We start from the raw sequence: 16040 nt of genomic DNA on the forward strand, positions 1-16040 counted from the left end.
TTTTTGAAATAAATGATTTTAAATTTATACCATGAAAATACATAGTCTAATTTGCTTTTTGCTTATAGTATGTTTGGATACATTTTCAGCAAATCGGTTTGTGGTTTTTGAAAAAGAAAGTAATGCGTTTTCTTTAGTATCTGATAACAAAATAATAAATATCCTTATAGATAAAGAAGATCAAAGAGGTATTCACATTGCTGTAGATAATTTATGTGAGGATTTTAGTCAGGTGTTTGGGATGGAGCCTCAGTTGACAACTGAAATTTCGGATGAGAATTGCATTATCGTAGGAAGTCTGAATTCAAAGTATATTAAGCAACTTATCCAGAAGGAGAAGCTCGAAAAGAAACAATTGCAAGGAAAAAATGAGAAATATATTATAACAACCGTTGACGCTCCTTTTAATGGAGTTAAAAAAGCATTAGTAATTGCTGGTAGTGACCGTAGAGGTACTATTTACGGTATTTATGAGCTGTCAAAACAGCTTGGAGTGTCACCTTGGTATTGGTGGATGGATGTGCCAGTAGTCAAGAGGGCAGAAGCTTATATATTACCAGGTATTTATACAGATGGAGAGCCTGCCGTAAAATATCGTGGTATATTTTTGAATGATGAAGCTCCTTGTCTGACAAGCTGGGTAAAGCAATATTATGGAACAGATTTTGGTGATCATCGTTTTTATGCCCAGGTTTGTGAATTGATTCTTCGCCTTAAGGGAAACTTTTTATGGCCTGCTATGTGGGGGTGGGCTTTTTATGCGGATGATTCTCTCAATAGTAAGACTGCGGATGAAATGGGGGTGATTATTGGCACATCACATCATGAACCTATGGCGCGAAACCATCAAGAATGGGCCCGTAAACGTAATGAATATGGTGCATGGAATTATTCGACGAATAAAAAAGTGTTAGATCAGTTTTTTCGAGAAGGTATTGAGAGGGTAAAAAATACTGAAGATATAATTACTATTGGCATGCGTGGAGACGGAGACGAGGCTATGAGTGAAGATACCAATGTAAAACTGATGGAGTCTATAGTTGAAAACCAACGTCGAATTATTGAGGATGTGACTGGAAAGCCGGCAAAGGAAACTCCTCAGGTATGGGCTTTATATAAAGAGGTACTTGATTATTATGATAAGGGAATGCGGGTTCCTGAAGATGTAATAATGTTGCTTTGTGATGATAATTGGGGCAATGTGCGTCGTCTTCCTAACGATAAGGAGCGTAAGCATCCGGGAGGATGGGGAATGTATTATCATGTAGACTATGTGGGAGCGCCCCGAAATTCAAAATGGATGAATATGACTCCAATACAAGGAATGTGGGAGCAGCTTCATCTTACTTATGAATACGGAGTGGACAAACTTTGGATACTTAATGTGGGGGATCTTAAACCGATGGAGTATCCTATTACTTTATTTTTAGATATGGCATGGAATCCGAATGATTATTCTGTTGATAATTTTATGCAACATCCTTATTGCTTCTGTGAACAAATATTTGGTAAAGGGCAGGCTGAGGAAGCAGCTCGGATTCTTAATTTGTATACCAAGTATAATGGTCGTGTAACGGCGGAAATGCTGGATTGTGACACTTATAATCTTGAAACAGGGGAATGGAAGCAAGTAGCAGATGATTATGTACGTTTAGAAGCTGAAGCATTACGTCAATATTTATCACTTGCTCCTGAATATAAGGATGCTTATAAGCAATTGCTGTTATTTCCTGTTCAGGCAATGTCTAATCTTTATGAGATGTATTATGCTCAGGCCATGAACCATAAACTTTATGAAGAAGGAAATCCGGAAGCTAATGATTGGGCTGACAAGGTAGAAGCTTGCTTTGCTCGTGATAAAGCATTGAGTGAAGACTATAATAACGTTATGAGCAATGGAAAATGGAAGGGAATGATGATTCAAAAGCATATAGGTTATACTTCATGGAATGATGACTTTTCAGTTGACAAACAACCGGAAGTATTTAGATTATCAGAGGAAAATGTAGGGGGATACATCTTTGAAGGAAGTGGCGGATATGTGGCTATGGAAGCTGGGCATTTCTTTGAAACCAAGTCTCCTGAGAGCCTCAAATGGCAAGTGATTCCCGATATGGGAAGAACATTGGGAGGAATCACATTAATGCCTTATACAAAGCCGGTGGAGGGTGCTACGGTTTCTTATAAGATGGTTTTACCAGAGGAGATAAAGAAGTGTAAGACTGTGAATGTCATTGTGGTTGTAAAATCCACGCTTGCTTTTCATAACACAGACGGTCATAGATATGCTATAGGTTTTAGAAATGGTAATAAAGTGACGGTGAATTATAATCATGATTTGAATGAACATCCTGAGAATATCTATACTACATTTTATCCTACGGTAGCAAGACGTGTAGTTGAAAAACAAGTGAGTCTTGATTTGCCTGTAAGTCAGGATGGTAGTTATATAATTGATTTTTCGCCTTTAGATCCTGCTGTGGTTTTAGAAAAGATTGTGGTTGATTATGGGGGATATAAAAAGTCGTATTTATACATGAATGAGTCTCCATGTAGAAGAACGAGGTAAAGTAGATATTTTATTTATGAGAGCAATTAGTTTGATGACTATTGATAATAAAACGGTTTTGATATGAGATATATTGTTTTGACTTTGTTTTTGGGTTTTTGTGGATTTCTGTTTGCACGAAATGATTTAGGAAAACAAAGATTGATTGTAACTACAGATTTAGGTGGAGCTGATCCGGATGACAAGCAATCATTGATACACCTTTTGGTATGTGCAGATAGAATGGATATAGAGGGAATCATCAGCTCAAATGCTTGGGTAGATGACCCGGATAGAACTTCAGATATAACAGAAGTCATAGATTGTTATGCAGATGCTTATCCTTTTTTAAAGAAACATGCAAACGATTTTCCATCACCTGATTATTTGAAGAGTATTGTAAAAAGGGGACAGGAAAAATCGAATATGTCAGGAGTTGGGGAAGGTAAGGACTCTCCGGGTTCTGAATTAATTATTGCGGCGGTAGATAAGGAAGAAGACGCTCGTCCTATCTGGCTTGCTGCATGGAGTGGAATGAATACGATAGCACAAGCTATTTGGAAGGTCCATTCTACCAGAAGTCCAGAAGAATTCCAAAAATTTGTAGCTAAAATTCGAATTTATGATGTGTTAGGGCAAGATGATGCTGGAGCTTGGATTGCTAAATCTTTTCCGGAAATCTTTTATATAAGAAATACGGAAATTTATGGATGGGGACCTGGTGATGAATGGATTAAAGATAATGTTCAGTCAAGAAAACCGTTAGGAGGTTGTTATCCAGACAGGATATGGGCCTCGGAAGGTGATTCTCCTTCTTTTTTATATGTATATGTGAATGGATTGAATGTTCCGGATAGCCTTGCGTACGGTGGATGGGGAGGCCGATTTAAAATGGAACGTACTGCAGGTATACGAGGAATGGATTTTATTGAAAAATCAGGTAAGAGTGAGAAAATTTATGATCCCTATTTTATGCATGCTAGTACGTCCGAGGGTATTGCTGCCATTAATAAATGGCGACAGCATATTTTGAATGATTTTGCTGCGAGAATGTGTTGGGCTACTACAGATAAATTTTCGGATGCTAACCATCATCCGGTCGTTGTCTTTGAGAATGATTCAACATTTAATTTTTTTAGTAAAACAGTTGAGGCAGGGGAAGTATTGCAGTTGGATGCTTCTTCATCGTATGACCCCGATGGAAATAATTTACATTATAATTGGTATGTGTATGAGGAGCCTGGTACGTATAAAGGTGTGGTAGAAATTGAGTCTGACAAGCAGGGAATGTGTGTGTTACACATTCCTGAAGATGCTACAGGTAAAAATTTTCATTTAATTTTAGAATTAAATGATGATGGTGTTCCTAGTCTTACTGGGTATCGAAGGTTTGTCATATATGTTAAATGATGAGAATAAAAAGAGGCTGCCCTTTTAAGCAGCCTCTTTTCTTTGAGTATAGAAGATATTTCTTATACTCTTTGTGGTTACTAATTTTGATTATAAAGCTTCCGCATCGTTGGAAGTAGTAGCATACAAACCAATCATTGCACCGGTAAATCCGCCAGCTACGTTGGTAGAAAGAATATCTCCGGAAACGGTTCCTCCTACGGTCTGGTAGTTATTATCTTTTACAGAGTAGCTGAATGTGTATTTATCTCCTTCTGCTGTTACGCGCAGACTGATTGGAGTGTTTCCTTCAATTTTTTCGCTGGCAATGGTTGAAGATTCTCCCTTTTCAGTACGTTGCAGTACGATACAGCTATCTTCTGCTTTTTTCGTTACCCCAAATACATAGTTGAATTTTTCGCTTTGATAGCAAGTAATTCCGGCGAGGTCTTTTTCTGTACGAGGCACATACTTCAGAGTAGTTGTAGCCGTGAAATTAAGGTGCTGCTGACGATAGAACAATGTAGAAGTAGGAAGAACTGCCTTGATATTGGTTTCGTAAGGTGTAATTGTTAGACCTTCCGCAGTAGTAGAAATGAATCCTTCTCTGGCACCTCTTACTCCTACCCAGCGGTAATCAAGTGAACTTCCGGTGAAAGTTTCCGTAAATGTAAAGTTTCCGTTAGGGAAATATCCGTTCTTTCCAGTTTCATTCTTCACACTTTGTGGCATAGCCAGTTTAGGCTGGATAGGCTCCAGACCGCCTTTGAATACAGGGAAAGTGCCACTCCAGTCTACGGGTAATATAAAGGTTTCACGTCCGGTATTTACTCTGTTGGCTTCATTAGGGCGAATAGCAAGGAATACGCCATAGTATTGTCCATCAGGACCTTCTACCAAATCAGCATGACCAGCCCAGTCTACTTTAAACGGACGTTCAGCCGGCAGATGTCTCTGTGACAGAATCGGATTCTCAGGAGCAGGTTTGAAAGGACCTTGAGGATTGTCACTGATAAAGATTACTTCACTGTGCCAGCCTCCGGTACCACCTTCTGCACACATCAGGTAGTATTTTCCATCTTTTTTGTAAAGATGTGGCGCCTCTATCCAGATAGGCTTTTTAGACAAATCTACTCCTCCGTTCACTACAACTTTGTCTGTACCCGGAATAATCTGGTCTTTTTCCAGGTCGTATTCCCAAACTTTAATAACTCTGTGTCCTTCGTATAATGGTTTTTCGGGTGCATCGTTGTGAGTGACGTATGCCTTGCCGTTGTCATCAAAGAAGATGTCGGGGTCAATGCCTTCAAAATTCAATTTGATAGGATCGCTCCAGCCTTTCATCGGGTCTTTGGTTTTCACAATCATATTTCCCATCCCTCCTGAGAACTGAGTTGTAATCATATAGAAGGTATCATTGTAGGAATTATATCGGATAGTCGGAGCATAAATACCAGCACTGATTCCGGAATCTTCTACCTTTAACTGTGAAGGGCGGTCGAGCACATGTCCTATCTGTTTCCAGTTTACTAAATCCGTAGAATGGAAAATGGGTACTCCGGGGTTGATGGCAAAAGAGGAGCATACCAGGTAATAGTCGGTTCCTTTCTTGCAAATGCTGGGGTCAGGGTAACATCCCTGTAGTATAGGATTATAAAATTCTCCTTCTGCCAGTGGATTCTTTTCATATACTACATCTTTCCCCGTGTAGGTAAATTGTGTGAACACTGGAGTACCCGGATCGGGCATCGTTACCTTGTTTCCACACGAGGCAGCGATGAGGCTTAGTGTTCCCAATGTGAGTAATTTAAATTGATTTTTCATGATTAAATAATTAGTTGTAAATAATTGAATGATTGTGTTGGTTAAATGAAGTATTTATGTAATCTTTCATTGGCAAATTTACTTGTTTTGTGTGGGGTATGTGTGACGGCATGTTGCATATCTTTTATTCTATGTTACGAGATACTGTTTTCTTTCCGATAGGATACGTGCTTATGTAATGACTTGTTTATTAGTTTGATATGAATGGGAATGTAATATGAGTATATGTAAAATGTACGTTTTGTAAATGCAATATCGCTTATGTGTAACGTGAACGAAAGTCCTGGTAACGTAATTTATTGTAATTTGTATGCTTGGTGCGTATTTTTGTATGGATTAAATTTTAAGTCTATGGATAAACATTCTTTTTTTATTGCTTTATGGGTTTTATGCTTTATACCCGTATCGTTATTTTCGCGTAGCAGAGTCGTAAATGATACAATCTTTAGTAAAAAGTTAAATGCAGAAAGAACATGCTCGGTGTATCTTCCTCCATCTTATGGAGAAGTTCCGGGAAAAAAATATCCAGTGCTTTATCTTTTTCATGGAATGTCGCAAACTAATCAAGACTGGGTATGGCGCGGACATGTGCAGGAGGTGGCCGACCGTTTGATATATTCACAGGAAGCCCGTGAGATGATTATTGTGATGCCTGATGCTGGTGGTGATATTTACAAGGAAATATGGAATGGTTTCTTTAATATGCCTGGCTGGCTTTATGAAGATTTCTTTTTTGAAGAATTCTTGCCTTATGTAGAAAATAAATATCACGTTATTGGGGATAAAGAGAATCGTGCAGTAGCCGGATTATCCATGGGAGGCGGAGGAGCTACCGGCTATGGGTTGTGGCATGCAGATAAGTTTGCTTCGGTGTATGCGATGAGTGCGCTGATGTCAATTCCGGAAGAAGGAGCAGCCCGTTTTGATAATCCGGACAGCAAGCTGGCTATTTTGACACGAGCTGTGATAGAAAGGAGCTGTATCAAGCGTGTGACGAATGCAGATGCAGGTACGATTCAGGCACTGAAATCAGTGAGATGGTTTGTGGATTGTGGAGATGACGATTTCTTGCTTGACCGAAATATCGAGTTCTTTCAGGCCATGCGCAAAGCGGGAATACCGTGTCAGTTTAGGGTAAGAGACGGTGGACACGATTGGGAATATTGGCATTCTGCTTTATATTTGTGTCTGCCTTTTGTTTCAGGAACATTCAGTAAATAATCACTGTAAGAATAGGCATCTATGAAGAAATTTCTGTACGTATGTGTGTTTCTGGCGACTTCGATTCTTGGTGTGTTTGCCAATAGTGCAGGGGATTTGAAGTTGTGGTATTCTGCTCCGGCACGTAATTGGTGGGAAGCATTGCCCGTAGGTAATTCACATTTGGGAGGAATGGTGTTTGGTGGAATAAATCACGAAGAAATCCAACTGAATGAAGAAACATTCTGGGCCGGCGGTCCATATAGCAATAACAGAGCTGGTGCTTCAGGCTATCTGGATGAGGTAAGACGGCTTATATTTGAGAATAAAAATTTGGAAGCCAGAACGCTGTTGGATGAAAAATTTATGACATCGCATCATGGAATGCGTTATTTGACATTGGGGAGTCTTTTGATGGATTTCAATTGTGAGGGAAAGATTGATTCTTATTATCGTGATTTGAATTTAGAAGATGCTACGGCTTCAGTACGTTTTCGGTGTGATGGTGTGGAATATACCCGTCGGGTATTTACGTCTTTTTCTGATAACGTCATGGTTGTAGAAATGGCGACAGATAAAGGTAATAAGAAATTGGATGTGGATTTGAGATATGCTTGTCCGCTGACTTCAGAGGTAAAGAGCGAAGGAGGCTATCTTATAATGAAGTGTAACGGAGCAGAGCATGAAGGTATTCCAGCTGCACTTCATGCGGTGGTTATGATGCGTGTGAAATCGGATGGAAAAATAGAATGTAAAGATGGATGCTTGTCTGTCAGAGGTGCATCTTCGGCTACCGTTTTTCTCAGTGCGGCAACTAATTTTGTGAATTATCAGGATGTGTCGGGAGATGCATACGCTAAAGCGCGCTGTGCCATTGAAGGGGCGTGGGATAAACAGAATAAAAAGTTGTACGATGAGCATAAGGCGATTTATTCTGCGCAATTTGGAAGAGTGGCTTTACATTTGCCATCTTCGGAATTTTCAAAGAAGGAAACGAATGTACGTATTAACGAATTCAATAAGGTAAAAGATTGTTCACTGGCTGCGTTGATGTTTCAGTATGGGCGCTATTTGTTGATTTCGTCCTCGCAGCCAGGCAGTCAGCCGGCTAATCTTCAGGGAATATGGAATAAGGATTTATATGCACCCTGGGATAGTAAGTACACAATTAATATCAATGCGGAGATGAATTACTGGCCGGCAGAGGTGACTAACTTGTCGGAAACTCATGTGCCATTTTTTCAAATGGCGCATGAACTTTCCGTAACAGGTAAAGAAACAGCTCGTGTGTTATATGGAGCTAAAGGATGGGTGGCACATCATAACACGGATATCTGGCGGGCTGCCGGACCGGTGGATTTTGCCGATGCGGGTATGTGGCCTAATGGAGGAGCCTGGGTAGCTCAACATCTTTGGCAGCATTATTTATATTCGGGTGATAAGAATTTTCTTCGTGAATATTATCCTGTGTTGAAAGGTACGGCTGATTTCCTCTTGTCATTTATGACTAAGCATCCTCGGTATGGTTGGAGAGTGACTGCACCTTCTGTCTCTCCGGAACATGGACCGAACGGAGTTTCAATTGTAGCCGGTTGCACGATGGATAACCAAATAGCTTTTGATGTATTGAGCAATACTCTTCTTGCTGCACGGATTATAGGGGATAGCAAGGCATATTGTGATTCTCTTCAGTCTCTGATAAGTCAGTTGCCTCCTATGCAAATAGGACAATATAATCAGCTTCAGGAATGGCTGGAAGATGTGGATGACCCGAAAGACCAGCATCGTCATATATCTCATTTGTATGGACTGTATCCAAGTAATCAGATTTCTCCTTACCGGCATCCAGAATTATTTCAGGCTGCTAAAAATACATTGCTGCAAAGAGGTGATATGGCTACGGGCTGGAGTATTGGTTGGAAAATTAATTTCTGGGCACGTATGCTGGATGGAAATCATGCGTATAATATCATTCGGAATATGCTTTCATTGTTACCTTGCGACAGTCTGGCAGGTAAGTATCCTTTAGGGCGTACGTATCCCAATATGTTTGATGCACATCCACCTTTTCAGATAGATGGAAATTTTGGCCTTACAGCAGGAGTGGCAGAAATGCTTTTGCAGAGTCATGATGGTGCAGTGCATTTACTTCCAGCCGTACCTGATGAATGGCAGGATGGAAATGTAAAAGGCTTGGTGGCACGAGGAGGTTTTGTCGTAGATATGGATTGGAAAAATGTGCATCTTACCAAGGCTGTAATTTATTCGCGGATAGGTGGAACTATACGTTTACGGTCGTATATTCCTTTGAAAGGCAAAGGTTTGAAGCGTGCTTCAGGGGATTGTCCGAATGAATTACTTTGTCAGGCTGAAGTTGCTTCACCTTTAATATCGAAGAAACTCTCGAATCCGGAAAAGCCTGAACTAAAGAGAATCTATGAATATGACTTGAAAACAGAACCGGGAAAGCGGTATGTCGTGTATGCAAAGTAAAGAATTAACAGAATGAATCATTTGTAATAGAATAAAATCATGAAAAAACACTTTTTGCTAGCTTGTCTGTTAATGGCTATGGGAGGCGTGTACCCTGACGTAGTCAATGCCCAGTGTGGTGACAATGGAGATGGAACTTTCTCTAATCCTGTATTTTGGGCAGATGTTCCTGATCCGGATGTGATACGTGTAGGGGATGACTTTTATATGGTGAGTACAACCATGCATTTGGTTCCGGGAGCGCCGATCATGCACTCAAAAGATTTGGTCAACTGGGAAATCGTAAGTTATCTGTATGATCGGTTGGATGATAAACCGAATTATGACTTGAAAGAAGGAACTGTATATGGACGTGGCCAGTGGGCTACTTCTTTGCGTTACCATAATGGAACATATTATGCTTATTTTTCTCCGAATGACACCCCTTACAAAGGATATGTGTATACTACTTCTGACCCTAAAAAGGGATGGACATTGTCGTCACGTATTCCTCATTTTCATGATGCATCTTTGTTTTTTGATGACGATGGGAAAGCTTATATCTTTTATGGTACCGGACAGTTGCGTGAACTGAAGCCGGATTTGAGTGATGTCATGCCGGGAGGTGTGGATATGAAGATATTCGAAAGAGATAAAGAGGAAAATGCTTTACTGGAAGGTAGTAGGGTGATAAAACACGATGGGAAGTATTATTTGCTGATGATTTCATGGCCTCGAGGAGGTAAACGCAGACAAGTATGTTACCGGGCAGATAAAATTACCGGTCCTTATGAGAAAAAGGTGATATTGGAAGATGCATTTGCTGGTTTTCCGTACGTGGCACAAGGTACGATTGTAGATGATGGAAAAGGAAATTGGTATGGAGTTATTTTTCAGGATCGTAATGGGGTAGGTCGTGTGTTGACTATGATGCCTTGTCGATGGGTAGACGGCTGGCCGATGTTAGGAGATGAAAATGGACATGTGCCGGCTACAATGTCTAAGCCTGTACAAGGATATTCTTCTGAAGGATTGGTAGTGAGTGATGATTTTAGTGGCGAAAAGCTAAAATTAAACTGGCAGTGGAATCATAATCCGATGAATGAATGTTGGTCATTGAATGCACGTAAGGGATATTTACGGTTGACGACCGGACGAGTTGTGGATAATTTGTTTGTGGCTCCTAATACTTTAACTCAGCGTATGGAAGGGCCGAAATGTTCTGGAGTGGTTTGTATGGACCTTTCGGGCATGAAGGATGGTGATGTGGCTGGACTGAGTGCATTTAATGGAGATGCTGGAATTTTAGCTGTCACTTGTCAAGGAAGCCAGAAGTATTTGACTATGAAAACAGAAAGTGTCAAATTGGATGAAAAAAATAAGTCTGTGACAGGTATTGATCGAAATGAAATTCAAAAGGTAGAATTGACATCGGATGTGATATACCTTCGTTTGGATGGGGACTTCAGATTGAATAAGGATATAGCTTCATTCTATTATAGTTACGATAATAAAGACTGGAAGAAAATCGGAACTGATTTTAAGATGATTTTTGATTATCGTCGTTTCTTTATGGGCACTAAGTTTGCTTTGTTTAATTATGCGACAAAGAGTCTGGGTGGTTTTGTTGATGTCGATTTCTTTGAATATCAGCATATAAAGAAATAATAGAACAGGTTTTGCAGCCGAGACTCTGATAAAAGAAAAGTGAGAAAATAGTGTGGCTGGTGGAATCTTTATGTTGCGCCTGCTTACAGAATGATGTGTAATATTACGTTTCCCTTTTAGTCGTTTTATCTGCACTAAAAGGGAAACATAAACAATAAAACTAATGTCTATGATTAAACGTGTATTATTGTCATCGTTTACTGCGATGATTTGTATGACAAGTTTATATGCAAGTGAAAAAGAGGTGCTGAGTCCTGATGGACGTTTGAAGGTAGTAGTGTCAGATGAAGGTGGAATTCCTTCTTATCAGGTATTCTATGATGGAGTAACTTTTATTGAGAAATCTCCGTTGGGTATGAAGACTACTATTGGTGATTTTACATCTTCTTTATCACTCGGTAGTGAAATCAAGGAGACCTCTATCCGGAAGAACTACCGTTTACCGAACATAAAAAAAAGTAAGGTGGAGTATGCGGCTGAATCAGTAGTCGTTCCATTTACAAAAGAAGGGAGAACTGCTTTTGATGTGGAATTTCGGGTAAGTAATAATGACGTGGCCTTTAGATATACCGTTTATCCTAAGAAGGATATTTTGTGCTGTGTGATACAGCAGGAAACTACGGGGTTTGTCATGCCGGAAGGTACGACTACTTTCTTATGTCCACAAAGCGGACCGATGGGTGGTTTCGCCAGAACTTCTCCCAGCTATGAAACTCCATATACAGTAGATGATACGATGGGAAAAAATGGTTGGGGAGAAGGATATACATTCCCTTGCTTGTTTAAAAATTCAGATAAAGGTTGGATTTTAATTTCTGAAACTGGAGTAAACAGTTATTATTGCGGTAGTCGTTTGATGGGGCATGAAGATGGGTTGTATACCATTGGTTTTCCGCAGGAAGGTGAATTTAACGGCAATGGCACGATTTCTCCGGGAATTGCATTGCCGGGTAAGACTCCTTGGCGTACTATAACCTTGGGTTCTACACTGGCTCCTATTGTAGAAACAACTGTACCGTTTGATGTGGTAGAGCCGTTATATGAACCGTCGAAAGACTATACCGCAGAATACGGTTGTGGAACTTGGAGCTGGATTATTGCCGGAGATGCCAGTATGAATATGGATGACCAAAAGCGTTATGTAGATTTTTGTGCAGCTATGGGATATCGTACGGTGCTGGTAGATGCGCTTTGGGATACACAGGTAGGTTATGATAAGATAGAAGAGCTGGCTGCCTACGCCAAACAGAAGAATGTAGGGCTATATTTGTGGTATAACTCCAATGGATACTGGAATGATGCCCCTCAAGGACCTCGTGGAAAAATGAGTAATATCATTGAGCGTCGGAAAGAAATGAAATGGATGCAACGTATAGGTATCAAAGGTATTAAGGTCGATTTCATAGGTAGTGACAAGCAGGTCACCATGCAGCTTTATGAAGACATTTTAGCTGACGCAAACGATTATGGACTGTTGGTTATTTTTCATGGATGTACCATTCCGCGTGGATGGGAACGTATGTATCCTAATTATGCGGCCAGTGAAGCGGTATTGGCCAGTGAAAACATGAATTTCTCTCAGGGAAGCTGCGATGCAGAAGCATTCAATGCATGTATCCATCCGTTTGTTCGTAATACGATTGGGAGTATGGATTTCGGAGGAAGTACTTTGAACAAATATTATAATGCGAAAAATGAACCGGGGGGACGGCTGAGAGTTACGTCCGATGTATTTGCATTGGCTACGGCAGTATTGTTTCAGAGTCCGGTGCAGCATTTTGCATTGGCACCTAATAACCTGACTGACGCTCCAGCTTGGGCCGTGGATTTCATGAAAAAAGTGCCTACTACTTGGGATGAGGTGAAGTTTATAGACGGTTATCCTGGAAAATATATTGTGATGGCACGTAAACATGCTGGTAAATGGTACGTGGCAGGAATTAATGCACAGGATGAAACTATTAAATTAAAGATAGATGTTTCAACTTTGTTTGCAGCAGGAGAAATCGTCAATTTGTATGAAGATAATGATAAACTGGCAGGCTCAGTCAAGGAACAGGTTATCAACAAGAAACAGACTTTGAATCTTTCTATTCCTAAAAATGGAGGTGTAGTGATTACCCGGAAGTAAATTGTTAATATTGGAATGATGATAAGGAATAAGATATTATTTTCAGTATTGGGAGGATTAATTTCTCCCATACTGATGGCACAGAATCCGATTGTACAGACCTGTTATACGACAGATCCTGCTCCTATGGTGCACGATGGCAGACTTTATGTGTATACAGGACATGATGAGGACAAAGCTGATTTTTTCTGGATGCAGGAATGGAGAGTGTATTCTACGGACGATATGGTGAATTGGACAGACCATGGCTCTCCGTTGGCCATAGAATCTTTTGAATGGGCAGATGACCGTGCATGGGCTGCACAGTGCGTAGAGCGTCAGGGTAAATTTTATTGGTATGTCTGTCTGCATTCAAAACTTACAGGAGCGATGGCTATCGGAGTGGCGGTAGGTGATTCTCCTGTGGGACCCTTCCGGGATGCCATCGGGAAACCGCTATGTGACGGCAGTTGGGATTATATTGACCCAACTGTGTATATTGATGATGATGGAAGGGCTTTCTTGTATTGGGGAAATCCGAATATTTATTATGCAGAATTGAATGAGGATATGATATCCATCAAGGGTGAGGTGAAGAAGCTGGAACAAACAGTGAACAGTTTCGGAGCTCCAAATCCGGATAAGCGTGTGAAGGGAGAAAAATACAAGGATATCTATACGGAAGGTCCTTGGTTTTATAAGCGAAAGGATAATTATTATTTGCTGTATGCGGCAGGGGGTGTTCCGGAACATATTGCGTATTCCATGAGTAAATCGCCCGTTGGTCCCTGGAAATATATGGGAGAAATTATGCCTTTGCAGGATACGGATTCATTTACGAATCATTGTGGGGTGATTGATTATAAAGGGAACTCTTATTTCTTTTATCATACCGGAAAATTACCTGAAGGTGGTGGATTCGGACGTTCTGTGGCTGTAGAACAGTTTGAATACAATGCAGACGGAACATTCCCTGTTATTAATGCTACGCAAGAAGGAGTAAAACCGGTAGGTTCTCTAAATCCTTATCAGCGAGTAGAAGCGGAGACTATGGCTTTTTCTGAAGGTGTGAAGACGGAGCCGAATGATCGGACAGGAATTTATGTATCAGACATTCATAATGGTGATTATATAAAGGTCAGAGAAGTCGATTTAGGCAAAAAGGGTGCCAGCAAGTTAGAAGTAAGTGTGGCCAGTGCATTGAGAGGCGGAATAATTGAAGTGTATGCCGACAGTATTGGTGGCACGTTGATTACAGAAATACAAGTACCTCATACCGGAGGATGGGAAGCCTGGAAGACTTTAGAAACAGCGGTGAAACAGGGTGAACAGGCTGTTTCAGGTACACATGATTTATATTTCTGTTTTAAGGGTAGAAAAGGCTGCAAGCTTTTCAATTTTGATTGGTGGAAATTGGTAGAGTAATTAGTTTTTAATGATACATAGGGAAAAATCGATTTGATAAACTTAAATATTGAATATTATGAATATTAGCAAGATTTTGTTACTGTGTAGTGGTTGTGGACTGTTGAATTGTCTGAATGTAAATGCTCAACGACCTATTATTCAAACGAAATATACTGCCGATCCGGCACCGATGGTATACAATGATACGGTATTTCTTTATACGACGCATGATGAAGATGATGCCGAAGGGTTTAAAATGCAGGATTGGTTGTTGTATACTTCTACCGATATGGTTAACTGGACTGATCATGGGGTTGTTGCTTCTCTCAAGAGCTTTGATTGGGTGAAGCGTGATAATGGAGCTTGGGCTGAACAGGTAGTTGAGCGCAATGGTAAGTTTTATATGTATTGTCCGATTCATGGAAATGGAATCGGTGTGCTTGTTTCCGACAGTCCTTATGGACCATTTAAGGATCCTCTAGGAAAGCCTCTTGTATGGCAGAAAGAACATTGGGATGATATTGATCCTACCGTGTTCATCGATGAGGATGGGCAAGCTTATATGTATTGGGGAAATCCCAATTGTTATTATGTGAAATTAAATGAAGACATGATTTCATATTCTGGAGATATTGTAAAGCTAAAAGAAACTCCGGAGCATTATCAGGAAGGTCCGTGGTTCTATAAACGTAATGGACATTATTATTTGGCTTTTGCTTCTACCTGTTGTCCGGAGGGAATAGGGTATGCAATGAGTGATAGTCCTACAGGACCATGGAAAACGAAAGGATACATTATGCGCCCTACGGAGAGAACCAGAGGCAATCATCCTGGTATTATGGATTATAAGGGGAAATCGTATGTCTTTGGATTGAATTATGATTTGTTAAAACTGGAAACGAATACTCATTATGAACGCCGTTCGGTGTCAGTGGCAGAAATGCACTATAATGAAGATGGAACTATTCAAGAAGTACCTTATTGGGCGGATACCAAGCTGGAGCAGATCGGTACTTTTAATCCGTTCCGTAAGGTAGAAGCTGAAACTATGGCTTGGGGATATGGATTGAAAACTGCTCCGAATGCAGATAAGTCTCTTTCGGTGGTAGATGTGAACAATGGAGAGTACATCTGTGTACGTGGAGTGAACTTTGGAAAGAATAAAGCTCGCTGTTTTGAAGTTTCCGCATTGCCTCTTGAGGGAGGAAATCTGAAAATTCGTTTGGATGCTCCGGATGGAAAGATTGTGGGAAACGTGAATATACCGCAGGGAAATGAAACATCTAAGTATGAACTTTATTCTTGTGAGGTCAATGCGGTCAGTGGCATACATGATTTGTACCTTAGTTTTGAAGGAGAGAATAATAAGGATTTATTTGAATTGGATTATTGGAAATTCTGATATTAGTTTACAGCATAAAT

At 40.3% G+C, this 16040-nt stretch carries 9 protein-coding genes; 8 read left to right on the forward strand and 1 reads right to left on the reverse strand.

Features of this window, described 5'->3' with window-relative positions; genetic code table 11:
• Positions 1-31: 31 nt before the first annotated feature.
• Both DXD04_RS03120 and DXD04_RS03125 read left to right on the forward strand, forming a co-directional pair.
• The gene (locus tag DXD04_RS03120) at positions 32-2569 is read left to right on the forward strand and encodes a glycosyl hydrolase 115 family protein (protein WP_117670785.1); all 2538 of its coding nucleotides are present in this window, start codon (positions 32-34) and stop codon (positions 2567-2569) included.
• A gap of 63 nt (positions 2570-2632) precedes the next feature.
• Complete coding sequence (locus tag DXD04_RS03125) at positions 2633-3958, forward strand: nucleoside hydrolase-like domain-containing protein (protein ID WP_117670787.1); 1326 nt, start codon at positions 2633-2635, stop codon at positions 3956-3958.
• A 90-nt stretch (positions 3959-4048) separates the two neighbouring features.
• On the opposite strand, the gene DXD04_RS03130 is transcribed toward DXD04_RS03125, so the two are convergent.
• On the reverse strand, positions 4049-5686 hold the full coding sequence (locus DXD04_RS03130) for a glycoside hydrolase family 43 protein (RefSeq protein WP_259299507.1): 1638 nt from the start codon (positions 5684-5686) through the stop codon (positions 4049-4051).
• A 426-nt stretch (positions 5687-6112) separates the two neighbouring features.
• On the opposite strand from DXD04_RS03130, the gene DXD04_RS03135 reads away from it, so the two are divergent.
• The 6 genes from DXD04_RS03135 (at position 6113) to DXD04_RS03160 (ending at position 16020) form a co-directional block, all read left to right on the forward strand.
• Positions 6113-6982, forward strand: a complete 870-nt coding sequence (locus tag DXD04_RS03135) for an alpha/beta hydrolase (RefSeq protein WP_117670791.1) — start codon at positions 6113-6115, stop codon at positions 6980-6982.
• A gap of 21 nt (positions 6983-7003) precedes the next feature.
• Positions 7004-9454 (forward strand): glycoside hydrolase family 95 protein, encoded by a 2451-nt coding sequence (locus DXD04_RS03140; protein WP_117670793.1) that lies wholly within the window; start codon positions 7004-7006, stop codon positions 9452-9454.
• A gap of 78 nt (positions 9455-9532) precedes the next feature.
• Positions 9533-11101: a glycoside hydrolase family 43 protein gene (locus DXD04_RS03145; RefSeq protein ID WP_259296020.1), complete on the forward strand. Its 1569-nt coding sequence runs from the start codon at positions 9533-9535 to the stop codon at positions 11099-11101.
• Between the two features lie 169 nt (positions 11102-11270).
• Positions 11271-13232: a glycoside hydrolase family 97 protein gene (locus DXD04_RS03150; RefSeq protein WP_373102911.1), complete on the forward strand. Its 1962-nt coding sequence runs from the start codon at positions 11271-11273 to the stop codon at positions 13230-13232.
• A gap of 18 nt (positions 13233-13250) precedes the next feature.
• Entirely contained in the window at positions 13251-14636 is a 1386-nt protein-coding gene (locus DXD04_RS03155) for a glycoside hydrolase family 43 protein (protein WP_373102988.1), read from the forward strand.
• 58 nt (positions 14637-14694) lie between these two features.
• On the forward strand, positions 14695-16020 hold the full coding sequence (locus DXD04_RS03160; protein WP_117670801.1) for a glycoside hydrolase family 43 protein: 1326 nt from the start codon (positions 14695-14697) through the stop codon (positions 16018-16020).
• Positions 16021-16040: the final 20 nt, after the last annotated feature.

It is taken from the genome of Phocaeicola plebeius (genome assembly GCF_003437535.1).
GTDB lineage: Bacteria > Bacteroidota > Bacteroidia > Bacteroidales > Bacteroidaceae > Phocaeicola > Phocaeicola plebeius_A.

Coding starts and splice junctions, on each gene's coding strand:
- DXD04_RS03120 (WP_117670785.1), top strand. CDS start 32: ATGAAAATACATAGTCTAATTTGCTTTTTGCTTATAGTATGTTTGGAT.
- DXD04_RS03125 (WP_117670787.1), top strand. CDS start 2,633: ATGAGATATATTGTTTTGACTTTGTTTTTGGGTTTTTGTGGATTTCTG.
- DXD04_RS03130 (WP_259299507.1), bottom strand. CDS start 5,686: ATGCCCGATCCGGGTACTCCAGTGTTCACACAATTTACCTACACGGGG.
- DXD04_RS03135 (WP_117670791.1), top strand. CDS start 6,113: ATGGATAAACATTCTTTTTTTATTGCTTTATGGGTTTTATGCTTTATA.
- DXD04_RS03140 (WP_117670793.1), top strand. CDS start 7,004: ATGAAGAAATTTCTGTACGTATGTGTGTTTCTGGCGACTTCGATTCTT.
- DXD04_RS03145 (WP_259296020.1), top strand. CDS start 9,533: ATGGGAGGCGTGTACCCTGACGTAGTCAATGCCCAGTGTGGTGACAAT.
- DXD04_RS03150 (WP_373102911.1), top strand. CDS start 11,271: ATGATTAAACGTGTATTATTGTCATCGTTTACTGCGATGATTTGTATG.
- DXD04_RS03155 (WP_373102988.1), top strand. CDS start 13,251: ATGATAAGGAATAAGATATTATTTTCAGTATTGGGAGGATTAATTTCT.
- DXD04_RS03160 (WP_117670801.1), top strand. CDS start 14,695: ATGAATATTAGCAAGATTTTGTTACTGTGTAGTGGTTGTGGACTGTTG.